Source organism: Streptomyces sp. NPDC001406 (genome assembly GCF_042895285.1).
In the GTDB taxonomy this organism is placed as follows: domain Bacteria; phylum Actinomycetota; class Actinomycetes; order Streptomycetales; family Streptomycetaceae; genus Streptomyces.
Genome location: NZ_JBIAWG010000015.1, coordinates 214,389 through 226,406 on the forward strand (window position 1 = coordinate 214,389; position 12,018 = coordinate 226,406).

General features: G+C 69.5%; 12 protein-coding genes and 2 pseudogenes. All 14 read right to left on the reverse strand.

Annotated elements, in window-relative coordinates; genetic code table 11:
• Positions 1-2: 2 nt before the first annotated feature.
• Positions 3-1,304, reverse strand: coding sequence for a UDP-glucose dehydrogenase family protein (locus ACFY1J_RS33435; protein ID WP_390732510.1), 1,302 nt, complete (start codon positions 1,302-1,304; stop codon positions 3-5).
• Between the two features lie 75 nt (positions 1,305-1,379).
• Entirely contained in the window at positions 1,380-2,903 is a 1,524-nt protein-coding gene (locus ACFY1J_RS33440; RefSeq protein WP_390732511.1) for a glycosyltransferase family 39 protein, read from the reverse strand.
• Positions 2,900-4,471 carry a hypothetical protein gene (locus tag ACFY1J_RS33445; protein WP_390710221.1) on the reverse strand — a complete coding sequence of 524 codons (1,572 nt, stop codon included), beginning with the start codon at positions 4,469-4,471 and terminating at the stop codon, positions 2,900-2,902. Before ACFY1J_RS33445 ends, ACFY1J_RS33440 begins: the two co-directional genes overlap by 4 nt.
• The gene (locus tag ACFY1J_RS33450; protein ID WP_390732512.1) at positions 4,468-5,469 is read right to left on the reverse strand and encodes a glycoside hydrolase family 26 protein; all 1,002 of its coding nucleotides are present in this window, start codon (positions 5,467-5,469) and stop codon (positions 4,468-4,470) included. The genes ACFY1J_RS33445 and ACFY1J_RS33450 overlap by 4 nt, the downstream gene beginning before the upstream one ends.
• Positions 5,466-7,079, reverse strand: a complete 1,614-nt coding sequence (locus ACFY1J_RS33455) for a glycosyltransferase family 2 protein (RefSeq protein ID WP_390710223.1) — start codon at positions 7,077-7,079, stop codon at positions 5,466-5,468. The genes ACFY1J_RS33450 and ACFY1J_RS33455 overlap by 4 nt, the downstream gene beginning before the upstream one ends.
• 199 nt (positions 7,080-7,278) lie before the next feature.
• Complete coding sequence (truA, locus tag ACFY1J_RS33460; protein WP_390710224.1) at positions 7,279-8,145, reverse strand: tRNA pseudouridine(38-40) synthase TruA; 867 nt, start codon at positions 8,143-8,145, stop codon at positions 7,279-7,281.
• Positions 8,146-8,219: 74 nt separating this feature from the next.
• The gene (rplQ, locus tag ACFY1J_RS33465) at positions 8,220-8,732 is read right to left on the reverse strand and encodes a 50S ribosomal protein L17 (protein WP_390710225.1); all 513 of its coding nucleotides are present in this window, start codon (positions 8,730-8,732) and stop codon (positions 8,220-8,222) included.
• A 189-nt stretch (positions 8,733-8,921) separates the two neighbouring features.
• A complete protein-coding gene (locus tag ACFY1J_RS33470; protein ID WP_329186516.1) occupies positions 8,922-9,944 on the reverse strand; it encodes a DNA-directed RNA polymerase subunit alpha in 1,023 nt (340 codons plus the stop codon).
• Between the two features lie 146 nt (positions 9,945-10,090).
• Positions 10,091-10,495, reverse strand: coding sequence for a 30S ribosomal protein S11 (rpsK, locus tag ACFY1J_RS33475; RefSeq protein WP_003956432.1), 405 nt, complete (start codon positions 10,493-10,495; stop codon positions 10,091-10,093).
• Between the two features lie 65 nt (positions 10,496-10,560).
• Positions 10,561-10,941, reverse strand: coding sequence for a 30S ribosomal protein S13 (gene rpsM, locus ACFY1J_RS33480; protein WP_009300593.1), 381 nt, complete (start codon positions 10,939-10,941; stop codon positions 10,561-10,563).
• A 190-nt stretch (positions 10,942-11,131) separates the two neighbouring features.
• Complete coding sequence (gene rpmJ, locus ACFY1J_RS33485) at positions 11,132-11,245, reverse strand: 50S ribosomal protein L36 (RefSeq protein ID WP_003998809.1); 114 nt, start codon at positions 11,243-11,245, stop codon at positions 11,132-11,134.
• A gap of 61 nt (positions 11,246-11,306) precedes the next feature.
• Positions 11,307-11,528: a translation initiation factor IF-1 gene (gene infA, locus ACFY1J_RS33490; RefSeq protein WP_003948620.1), complete on the reverse strand. Its 222-nt coding sequence runs from the start codon at positions 11,526-11,528 to the stop codon at positions 11,307-11,309.
• 188 nt (positions 11,529-11,716) lie between these two features.
• Positions 11,717-11,875: pseudogene (locus ACFY1J_RS33495) on the reverse strand (type I methionyl aminopeptidase); the annotation flags it as partial.
• A 53-nt stretch (positions 11,876-11,928) separates the two neighbouring features.
• Positions 11,929-12,018 (reverse strand): annotated as a pseudogene (locus ACFY1J_RS33500) (type I methionyl aminopeptidase); the annotation flags it as partial.

Genomic DNA, 12,018 nt, shown 5'->3' on the forward strand with positions numbered 1-12,018 from the left:
TCTTATCCCTCCCCATTCGGCGCGGGTCTACCCAGCGCCGAGAACCGCCAGCCCGCCGCGGTCCAGCGGTCCGCGTCGAGCCCTCCCCTGCCGTCCACGATCCGCGGACGGCGCACCAGCGACCGGGCCCGCTCCGGGTCGATCGCCCGGAACTGCGGCCACTCGGTCAGATGCAGGACCAGGTCGGCCCCGCGCAGCGCCTCCTCGGCCGACACCGCGTACCCGAGCAGCGGGAACGCCTTGCGGGCGTTGTCCATCGCCGCCGGGTCGTACACCGTGACATCGGCCCCGTCGAGCCCGAGCCGGGCCGCCACGTTCAGCGCGGGCGAGTCGCGGATGTCGTCCGAGTCGGGCTTGAAGGCCGCGCCCAGGACGGTGATCCGTGCGCCCAGTACGTCTCCGCCGCACAGCTCGCGGGCGAGTTCCACCACCCGGTCGCGGCGCCGCATGTTGATCGCGTCGACCTCGCGCAGGAAGGCCAGCGAGACGCCGAGTTCGTCGGCGCGGTGGGCGAAGGCGCGGATGTCCTTGGGCAGGCAGCCGCCGCCGAAGCCGATGCCGGAGCGCAGGAAGCGGCGGCCGATCCGGTCGTCGTACCCGAGCGCCTCGGAGAGCTTGGTGACGTCGCCGCCCGCCGCCTCGCAGACCTCCGCCATCGCGTTGATGAAGGAGATCTTCGTCGCGAGGAAGGCGTTGGCCGCCGTCTTCACCAGTTCGGCGGTCGGGAAGTCGGCGGTCACGGCCGGGGTCCCGGCGGCGAGTACGGGCTCGTAGACGGCCTGCAGAATCGTTTCGGCGCGTTTCGATCCCACGCCGAACACCAGCCGGTCCGGCCGCAGCGTGTCCTCGATCGCGAAGCCCTCCCGCAGGAACTCCGGATTCCAGGCGACCTCGACGTCGTACGCCGCCGCCAGCCGCCCCGCCGTGCCCACCGGCACCGTCGACTTGCCGACCAGCAGGGCGTCCGGCGCCGCGTGCTGCGCGATCGCCGCGAAGGCCGCGTCCACGTAGGTCAGGTCCGCGCCCTCGGAGCCCTTGAGCTGCGGGGTGCCGACGCAGACGAAGTGCACCTCGCCGAAGGCCCCGGCCTCCTCGTAGGAGGTGGTGAAGCGGAGCCGGCCGCTCGCCGTGTGCTTCGCGATCAGCTCGGGCAGCCCCGGCTCGTGGAAGGGCACCCGGCCCGCCCGCAGCGCGGCGACCTTGTCGGGGTCGACGTCGACGCCGAGCACCTCGTGGCCGAGTTCCGCCATGCAGGCGGCGTGGGTGGCACCGAGGTAGCCGGTGCCGATGACAGTGAGCCGCATACCGGGCGGCCTCCTTCTTACTGCGTGTCCTCTGTTCTCTGCTGTTCTCTGCGTCTCTGCGCTCGTGTGCTGCCGCTACCTGCGGTCCAGCACCCGCACCACGACGTGGTTCAGCCTGACCGTGCGCACGGTCTCGAAGTCCTTCTCCAGCACGGCCGCCGTCTTCTCGTCCATGCCGGTGAGCAGCGGGCGCCCGTCGCTGATCGTGGAGATCAGCCACAGCCGCTCGACGCCCTTCAGACAGCGGGCCGGGCGCTTGCACTCGCTGGCGCCGTACGAGCCGTTCTGCTGCGGGGTCCACTCCATGAGCACGTCCCTGGGCGCCTTGCGGTCCCGCAGTTCGTACGCCATGGCCCGGCGCTCCGACATCCCGCCGTTGAAGACCATCCCGTCGCCCGGCTTCTCCCCCGCCGCGACGACGTTCGCCGCGGCCCGGTAGTCCGGCTCCATCGGCAGGTCCTTCTTCGCGTCACCGATCCCCGGCCAGGCGACGAAGGCGTACGCCGCCGCGACCACGGTCACCAGGAGCCCGCCGAAGAACTGCGCTCCCGCGCCCCTGCGGGCCTGCGGGTCGAGCCGTCCGGCGAGCCGGGTGACGGCCGCGGCCACCAGCAGCGTCCACGCCGGGATGGTGAACAGGAGATAGCGCGGCAGGAAGAGGTGGAGCTGGTCGGCGGTCAGGAAGGTGAGGACCGGCGGCAGTACCGCCCAGGCCCCGAGCAGTACGGCGTACCGACGGGCGAGCAGCAGCCCGAGCCCGCCGACGGCCATGACCGCGCCGCCCGTGATCCACGAGCCGAACAGGGTCTCCGGGAAGTCGAGCAGGTCCTGGGTCGTGGTGGTGTTCCAGGCGATCTGGCCGCTCTGCCCGGTGCCCTGCGCCACCATCGGGAAGGTGATCGACAGGCCGAGCAGCGCGGCGCCCGCGAAGGCGTAGTGCGCGATGCGGTCGCCGCGCCGCCTGGCCAGGATCACCAGCCCCAGGTGCCCGGCGAGCACCGACATCGCGACCAGATGGCCGAAACCGGTGGCCGCGATCGCCAGCGCGTACAGCGTCCAGCCCTTCAGGCTCGGCCGGTCCAGCACGCGCAGCAGGAGCAGCGTGGCCAGCAGGGCGAAGAGCGTGGCGAAGGCGTACGGCCGGGTCTCCTGGCCGTATCGCGTGATCGCCGGGACCACCGCGAACAGCAGTCCGGCGAGCAGCCCGGTGCGCACCGCGAACATCCGCCGCCCGAGCAGCCCGACCAGACCGGCCGAGATCCCCATGGCCAGCGCCTCCGGCAGCCGCAGCGCGGCCGGGGAGTCGCCGGCCACCACGATCCACAGGTGCATGGACGCGTAGTACGGCGTGAAGACGACGTCGATGTTGTCGATCAGCCGGCCCAGGTAGTGCCAGGACAGCGTGGACGCCCACCAGGTGGCGTGCTCGTCGCGCCACAGCTGCCGCTGCCCTAGACCGGGCAGCACACAGGCCAGCGCGAGCAGGGTGGGCAGCGTGAAGACGAGCAGCGCGGAGCCCTTGCCGCCGGACCGGCGTCTGCTCGCCCGGCGGCCACCGGGCTCCGCGGGAGCCGGTGCCGTCTGCGTGTTCGTCGTCATCGCTTCACCCAGATCCGGTACGGCGCCTGCCCGGCGTCCTCGCCGGACGGCCTGAGCACGGCCAGCAGCCGGTAGTGCTCGGCGCCGCGCAGCTGCTCGGGCACGGTGGCGGCCCGCAGCACGATCGCGTCGTACGAGCCCTTCTTCACGGCGGCCGCGAGGGCCGTGCCCCGCGGTGCCGGGTGCCACTGGCCGGGCTCGGTCTGCGCGCGTAGGTAGTACGCGGAGATCTCCGGCTCGTCGGTCAGATAGCTGCCCTTGGCGTCGACCACCGGGCGCAGCGCGCCGATCATGCCGGCCGAGTCCGGCGGCCGGTACAGATCGCGGGTCTGCGCCATGCCGACGACCAGCGCGGCGACGTAGATCATGATGCCGATCTGCGGGTACCGGAAGTGGGCGCCCATCATCCGTGAGACGCCCAGGCCCGCCATCGGCACCGCGAAGAGCAGGCCGAAGCCGAGGTGGATGTGGAGCGAGCTGCCGTTGCCGAGCCAGGCCTGGTAGAGCGGGGCGAGCAAAGCGGTGGCGCACATCGTCAGGCCCAGGGCCGATCTGCGCAGCGGGCCCGGGGCCTCGCCCTCGGCCCAGGGCATCTCGCCCATGCGGGCCCGCCGGGCGTAGCCGACGGCGCCGATCACGGCGACCAGCAGGACGAGTCCGCCCCACTCGGCGCTGTCCTTCAGCAGGTCCGCCGGGCCGTCCGTGGCGTGTGCGTTCCAGCCGTGCGGCATGCCGTGCAGCGTCACGCCCACGAAGCACAGGGCGCCGGTGGCCACCGCGAACAGCGCGCCGCGCACGAGCGCACCGGCGCCGCGGAAGCGGTAGGCGGTCAGTACGGCGAGCACGGTCAGCGTCGGCAGATACAGCGCGGCCGAGTACGCGGCGAACGGCGCCAGCGCGGCGAAGGGTGCCGCGAGCAGCACGGCCGCCGGGCCCGCCTGCCTGGTCTTGGCCAGCAGCCACAGGGCCGCCGCGAGCAGGAACAGCGACAGGGAGTGCAGGGAGGCGTAGCGGCCGGTGAAGGCGGTCGACTCCAGCACGGAGTACATGGCGGCGGCCGCGAGACCGGCGCGCGGGTTGAACAGCAGCCGGGTCGCGCCGAACACCAGGGCCGTCGCCCCCAGGGCCCAGACCAGGCTCAGCGCCCGGGCCCCGGCGAGACCGGTGCCGGCGAGCACGCCCGACACGGGCCCGTCGGACAGCAGGAACTTGGCCTCCTGCGCGAAGGCGCTCCCGTCGAGCCGGTACGACAGCCCGGCCTGCACCAGCAGGATCAGCAGCAGCGCGCCGCGGCTGATCCACGCCGAGCGGCTGTTGTCCACCGACCAGGCCGACACCGGGACCTCGGGCAGCACATAGCCGGGCTCGGGCTCCGGCTCGGGGTCGAGGACGGTGTAGTGCGGGACGTAGTAGTCGGCGTCGGGGTCCTCGGGGTCGGCGGCGTAGGAGACACGGGGGTCGTACGTCTGCTGCTGACCGCCGCCGTAGTAGTGCTCGTCGTAGTACTGCTGGGCGCCGTAGTACGGCGGGTACTGCTGGTGGCCCTGCCCGTAGGGGGGCGTGCTCATGAACGCGGCACCTCGAATCCGAAGGCGTCGTCCGCGATGAGGCGCTTGAACTCGGCCAGGGCGAGCGGGCTGCTCTGGATGCGCCAGTCGGCCCGCTTGGGGATGTTGAACCACAGGAAGCCGATGACGTCGTCGTCCTGCTGGACGCCCTTGAGCAGTCCGCGCACATCGGCGCGCCGCCGCTCCCCCGGCTCCGCCGAGGTCTCGCTGATCAGCACCGGCTTGTCGGTGAACGCGGCCACCTGGCGCCGGGTCGGCCCGTAGAGGGTGTCGAAGGTGTGGGCGCCGGTCGTGGACCAGTAGCCGACGATGCCGACCCAGTCGACGTAGGCGTCGCCGGGCCAGTACGGCTTCAGCTTCACGGCCGGGACCGGGTTGACGACGTTCGGGCTCCACACCCAGATCACGTTGGTGGCGCCGACGTCCTGGAAGACGTCGTGGATGTGCCGCCAGGCCTTCACGAAGGTCGCGGCCGTGGTGTCCTTGGTCCCCCACGGGTACCAGTGACCGTTCATCTCGTGCCCGAAGCTGATCGCGACGGGGACGTTCGTCTCACGGACGCTCTTCGCGTACTTGTTGAGGTACGCGTCCTGCGACCCGTCGGCGATCTTGTCGAGCCCGGGCTCGAACGGCTCCCAGGACACATACAGCAGCCCGCCGTCTTCGAACACGTTCCGCGCGCCCCGCGTGTTGAAGCCGTCGCCCCAGGAGGAGTAGGAGCCGACCATGTTCGGCTTCTTGCCGACGGTCTTCGCGAAGGCGTCCACGGGCTTCGTGGAGCTGGGCGCGCCGTCGACGGCGACCCCGAAGTACTCCTTCTTCGGGTGCAGCAGCGGCTTGACGTCGTACGGCAGCCGCTGCTGCGCCGTCGCGGAGGCGGACGGCTCGCGGGCGGCGTCGGCGGCCGGGTCGTCGGAGCCCCCGAGCAGACCGCAGCCGGAGACTGCCGTCGCGGTCAGCAGGGCCAGGGCGAAGGGGCGGAGAAATCTTCGGATCATGCTGCGTCACCTGCGAGGACACGGTGTTCCTTGGGCTGGATCAGCGCGCGGGCCACGACCAGCGCATAGAACAGCCCGGAGGACAGGACGAGGGCGAAGTCCGGCGGGAAGCCGGTGAACAGCCGGTACACGGCGGCGCCGACCCAGACCGCGGCGGTCCCGCCGCCCCAGATCCACAGCCCCAGCCAGAAGCGCCGGGTCTTGTTCTTCTTGGCGCCCTTGGAGCCGGTCGGCTGCCAGCCCATCCGCTGCTTGCGCAGGATGTCCCAGATGGCGAAGACATGGGCCCAGCCGTACATCATCCGCGCCGACCAGGCCTCCAGCCGGTAGGGCGCCTTGTGCCACATCGGGAAGATCACGGTGGTGTAGAGGATGCTGGGCAGCACCCACACCAGATGCTTGACCTGGAGCATCTCGGGGCTGGTCAGCAGCAGCACGATGGGCACGAGCGGCGCGAAGAAGGTGAACAGCGCCGTGTGGATGTAGTAGAAGAAGCCGGACATGTAGCAGAGACGGCTGGAGAAACGTATCTGCGCGTCCCAGAACTTCTTGCTGCCCAGCAGCGACATCGAGCCCGAGCACCAGCGGTACTGCTGGTTGAAGAAGGCCCCGGCGGTGTCCGGGCACACGCCCGTCGACAGCGCGACCGGCACGTACTTCAGGTCCCAGCCGAGCCCGCGCAGATCGAATCCGGTGTGCACGTCCTCGGAGTGCTCGATGAGGGTCGTACCGCCGTTGGTCTCCAGGGCCGCCCGCCGGTAGATGGCGCAGGAGCCCACGCAGATCGCCCCGTCGCTGTTCTGCCGGGACACCTGCACGGACCGGTAGAAGAGCTCCTGGACCGCGCCCGCGCCCCGCTCGATCCAGTTCTGCGAGTCGAGGACCCGGAAGTACTGCGGGGACTGCACGATACCGATGCGCTCGTCCGCCTCCATGTACGGCAGCAGCTCCTCCAGAAGGTCGGAGCGCGGCGTGAAGTCGGCGTCGAGGATGAGGACGTACTTGCCGTCGGACTGGTCGAACCCGAAGTGCAGATTGCCGGCCTTCTTGAACCAGCCGCGGTTCTCCCGGACCCCGTAGCGGAAGCCGAAGTCGCGGGCCATCGCCTCCAGTTCGGGGCTGGCACCGTCGTCCAGCACGAAGGGCACACACGTCCCCGGGTACCGGTCGGCCAGCTGCCGCACATGGGCCCAGGTGTTGTGCAGCACCTCGATCGGCTCCCCGCACACGGGCAGGAAGACATCGACGCTCGGGTAGACCGCGGGCCGCCAGCCACGCACCAGCCGCTGGTGGTGGTCGAAGTCGAAGTCCCTGGTGAAGCCGTTGACGCGCAGCGAGACCAGGTAGTAGACGACCGTGAAGAACAGCGGCGGCGCAAAGATCCAGGTGAGCGGCGAGGCCTTGGCGAGCGCGACCTGGCTGACGGTCAGACAGCCGAAGCTGACGATCGACGCCAACGTCAGCACCCACAGGCGCCGCTTGACATACGAGTACTTCTCCGCATGCGAGGGAGGCGCGGGCAGCAGCCCGAGCGGTGCCCCCTCGGCACCGCCACGCCGTCCTCCGTGCCGTGCGGCCCTGCGCCCCCCAGCGCCGGCCGCGTCGGCCATGCGGGCAGAGTCAATGGATGACATTCCTACCCTCCGGGTCCGACGACCCGTGTTACCCCCACCAAAAACGACCCCGAATCGAACATGGGGTCGCACCGGGCAAGACTAACCGAACGGTAAGAACGACGTAAGAGGCGACAAGTGACTTACGCTGGGTAAGTCTCTATATGTCCGTTATCTTCTTGTAAAATACAGGTAACTAACAGATCTCACAGCCCCGCGCCCCGCTCAGCGTCCGCTTGTTCCGCGCCTCCTTGTTCCGCGCGGCCAGCAGTTCGTCGGCGGGATAGCCGACCTCTTCCAGGGTCAGCCCGTGCGGCCGTACGACATGCACCGCCGAGTCCCGGACCCCCGCCGCGAGCACCTTCCCCGGCCAGTCGGGCGCCCGGTGCCCGTCCCCCACGAACAGCAGCGCCCCGATCAGCGAGCGCACCATGTTGTGGCAGAAGGCGTCGGCCCGGACGGTGGCGGTGATGATCCCGTCGCCCCCGCGCACCAGGCTCAGCTCCTGCAGCGTACGGATCGTGGTCGCGCCCTCGCGCTTCTTGCAGTAGGCGGCGAAGTCGTGCTCCCCGAGGAGCCGCCGGGCGGCCTCGTTCATGGCGTCCACGTCGAGCGGCCAGTCGTGCCACAGGACATGGCCCCGCAGCAGCGGGTCGACACCGCCGGGGTTGTCGGTGACCCGGTAGGCATAGCGCCGCCAGACCGCCGAGAAACGGGCGTTGAAGCCACTGGGCGCCTCCCTGAGGGCCCACACCCGTACGTCCTTGGGCAGCCGCCCGGCGAGCCGCTTGAGCAGCTTCTCGTGATGCTCGCGCCAGACCTGCTCGGGCAGATCGACATGCGCGACCTGACCCCGGGCGTGCACTCCGGCGTCGGTCCGCCCGGCGACGGTCAGCTCGTACGTCGTGCCTCCCGAGCGGGTCACCGTGCGCAGCGCGTCCTCGATCTCCCCCTGCACGGTCCGCCTGCCGCCGGCCTGCTTGGCCCAGCCGTGGAAGTCCGAGCCGTCGTAGGACAGGTCGAGGCGGATACGGACGTGGCCGGGCTGTACTTCGTCACTCACCCCTGGATCCTCTCAGGAAACGCGGAACGGGCCCGCCCCCCAAGGGGCGGACCCGTTCACCGCAAGGCAGAGCCTCAGGCGTCCTTGGACTCCTCGGCAGCGGCCTCGACCGGAGCGGCGTCCTCGACGACCTCGTCGGCCTTGGTCTCCTCGACCTTGGCCTCGTCGGCCTCCTTGACCGCACGCTTGGTGGCGGCCTCGGCCTCACCCACGGCCTTCTGCTGCACCGTCAGCGCCTCGACCAGCTCGATGACAGCCATGGGCGCGTTGTCGCCACGGCGGTTACCGATCTTGGTGATGCGGGTGTAGCCACCCGGACGGTTCTCGTAGCGCGGGCCGATCTCGGTGAAGAGCGTGTGCACGATGCTCTTGTCCGTGATCACCTGGAGCACCTGACGGCGGTTGTGAAGGTCGCCCTTCTTCGCCTTGGTGACCAGACGCTCGGCGTACGGGCGCAGGCGGCGGGCCTTCGCCTCGGTGGTGGTGATACGGCCGTGCTCGAACAGCGACTTCGCGAGGTTCGCGAGGAGCAGCTTCTCGTGCGCGGCGCTGCCGCCCAGACGGGCACCCTTGGTGGGCTTCGGCATGGTTCTTCTCCTGTGTGTCTGCCCCGGCCGTGTCAGGTACCGGGGTCAGTATCCGAGCGGGCGGTTGCCCGTCGAAGATCCGGGTGCCTCTTCAGACACCCGGAGGGTCCGCGCCCCGAGGGGCGCGGGGAACTGCGCGACCGGCCACAACCGGCCCGCAGCCACAGTACGGCCCTCCTCGCGGAGCGCTCAGTACTGCTCGGTCTCCACGAAGCCCGCATCCGCGTCGTCGTCCGCGCCGAACGCGTCCGCCGCAGCGGTGGGGTCGAATCCGGGCGGGCTGTCCTTCAGGGCCAGGCCCATGCCGGCCAGCTTCGCCTTGACCTCGTCGATCGACTTCGCACCGAAGTTGCGAATGTCGAGGAGGTCGGCCTCGGAGCGGGCAACGAGCTCACCCACGGAGTGGATGCCCTCACGCTTGAGGCAGTTGTAGGACCGAACGGTGAGCTCCAGCTCCTCGATCGGCAGAGCGAGGTCCGCGGCAAGGGCGGCGTCCGTCGGGGACGGGCCCATGTCGATGCCCTCGGCGTCGATGTTCAGCTCGCGGGCGAGACCGAACAGCTCGACCAGGGTCTTGCCCGCGGAGGCCATGGCGTCACGGGGACGCATCGCCTGCTTGGTCTCGACGTCGACGATCAGCTTGTCGAAGTCGGTGCGCTGCTCGACACGCGTCGCCTCGACCTTGTACGTGACCTTGAGCACCGGGCTGTAGATGGAGTCGACCGGGATACGGCCGATCTCCTGGCCCACCTGCTTGTTCTGCACGGCGGAGACATAACCGCGGCCGCGCTCGACCGTCAGCTCCATCTCCAGCTTGCCCTTGCCGTTGAGCGTGGCGAGGACCAGTTCGGGGTTGTGCACCTCGACACCGGCCGGGGGCGCGATGTCGGCGGCGGTGACCAGACCCGGACCCTGCTTGCGCAGGTACATCACGACCGGCTCGTCGTGCTCCGAGGAGACGACCAGCTGCTTGATGTTGAGGATCAGGTCGGTGACGTCCTCCTTGACGCCCGGCACGGTGGTGAACTCGTGCAGGACACCGTCGATACGGATGGACGTGACCGCCGCACCCGGGATCGAGGAGAGGAGCGTACGGCGAAGAGAGTTGCCGAGGGTGTAGCCGAAGCCCGGCTCCAGCGGCTCGATCACGAACCGGGAGCGGAACTCGTCGACGACCTCTTCGGTCAACGAGGGACGCTGAGCGATCAGCATGTGTGGATCAGATCCTTCTTTCGTGGACGCCCGCTATTTGACGTCCGACGGATACCGCGCCCGTGAAAGGTGCGGGTACTGCAAGGGTACGGGCGATACGGCCCCTGGTGGAGCCGTACCGCCCGCAATGCCCTGTCGGAGCGAGGTCAGACGCGACGACGCTTCGGCGGACGGCAGCCGTTGTGCGGGGTCGGGGTGACGTCCTGGATGGAGCCGACCTCGAGGCCCGTGGCCTGCAGGGAACGGATCGCGGTCTCACGACCGGAACCCGGGCCCTTCACGAACACGTCGACCTTGCGCATGCCGTGCTCCTGGGCGCGGCGGGCAGCCGACTCGGCGGCCATCTGCGCGGCGAACGGCGTGGACTTCCGGGAGCCCTTGAAGCCGACGTGGCCGGCGGAGGCCCAGGAGATCACGTTGCCGGACGGGTCCGTGATGGAGACGATCGTGTTGTTGAACGTGCTCTTGATGTGCGCGTGGCCGTGAGCGACGTTCTTCTTTTCCTTGCGGCGCACCTTCTTGGCAGCGCCCTGACGACCCTTGGGGGGCATCTACAAACTCCTACGGGAGGTGGTCGGTCCTACAGCGAAGACCGTGGACAGGTATCCGCTGCGGACTACTTCTTGCCCGGCTTCTTCTTGCCGGCGATGGCGCGACGCGGGCCCTTGCGGGTACGAGCGTTGGTGCTGGTGCGCTGACCGCGGACGGGCAGACCGCGACGGTGACGCAGACCCTGGTAGCAACCGATCTCGACCTTGCGGCGGATGTCGGCCTGGATCTCGCGACGGAGGTCACCCTCGGTCTTGATGTTGTTGTCGACGTACTCGCGGATCGCGACCAGCTGCTCTTCGCTCAGGTCACGAACGCGGGTGTTCGGGTCGACGCCGGTCGCAGCCAGCGTCTCCTTCGAGAGGGTCCGGCCGATGCCGAACACGTAGGTGAGGGCGACCTCCACGCGCTTTTCGCGCGGGATGTCAACACCGGAAACGCGTGCCATTCAATGGCTCCTGGTGATCTTCGGAGGTCTTCCGCAGAACCGGCTCCCAGTCGCCGTACGAGGTACGAACTGGGTCCCCGGCCTCCGAGCCGGGGGTGTCAGACGATCGCTCGCCTGGGTTCTGCGTATGAACATATTCAGCTTGCGTCGCGCGAATCTCTGCGAATCGAGCAGAGGGATCGGTCCTGCGTCAGCCCTGGCGCTGCTTGTGGCGCGGGTTCTCGCAGATGACCATGACCCGACCGTGACGGCGGATCACCCTGCACTTGTCGCAGATCTTCTTGACGCTCGGCTTGACCTTCATGGGTGTGAGGTTCTCCGGGTCAGTTGCCGGCGGTCCCGCTCACACGGGACGTGGGCAAGATCTACTTGTAGCGGTAGACGATCCGGCCACGCGTCAGGTCGTACGGAGACAACTCCACCACGACCCGGTCGTCAGGGAGGATGCGGATGTAGTGCATACGCATCTTGCCGCTGATGTGTGCCAGGACCTGGTGGCCGTTCTGGAGCTCGACCTTGAACATGGCGTTCGGCAGAGACTCGACGACAGTGCCCTCGATCTCGATGGCACCTTGCTTCTTGGCCACGCTTCGCCCTTCGAATCGACTACCTTGATCGACTCCCCCACTTTCCCTTACGGGCGCACGCGGACATGCGGATACACGGGAGCCGACGAGTCAGTCTACGTCAGCGCACCCGGAAACACGAATCGTGGAAGTCTGCCCAACGGGACAGATCGTTACGCCGCGAGTTCAGGACAGCGGGCCGGCCGGCGTCAGGCCAGCGGGTCCGGAGCCGTCGTGATGCCGTACTCCGCGAGCTTCGCCCTGCCGCCGTCGGGGGCCGTGAGGACCAGGGGGCCCTCCGAGGTCAGGGCCACCGAGTGCTCCCAGTGGGAGGACCAGGTGCCGTCGGTCGTGATGACCGTCCAGTCGACCAATCCTCGACGCCGGCCTCCGACCGGCGGGCGTGGGGCTCGGCCCGGCGTCAGGCCAGCGGGTCCGGAGCCGTCGTGATGCCGTACTCCGCGAGCTTCGCCCTGCCGCCGTCGGGGGCCGTGAGGACCAGGGGGCCCTC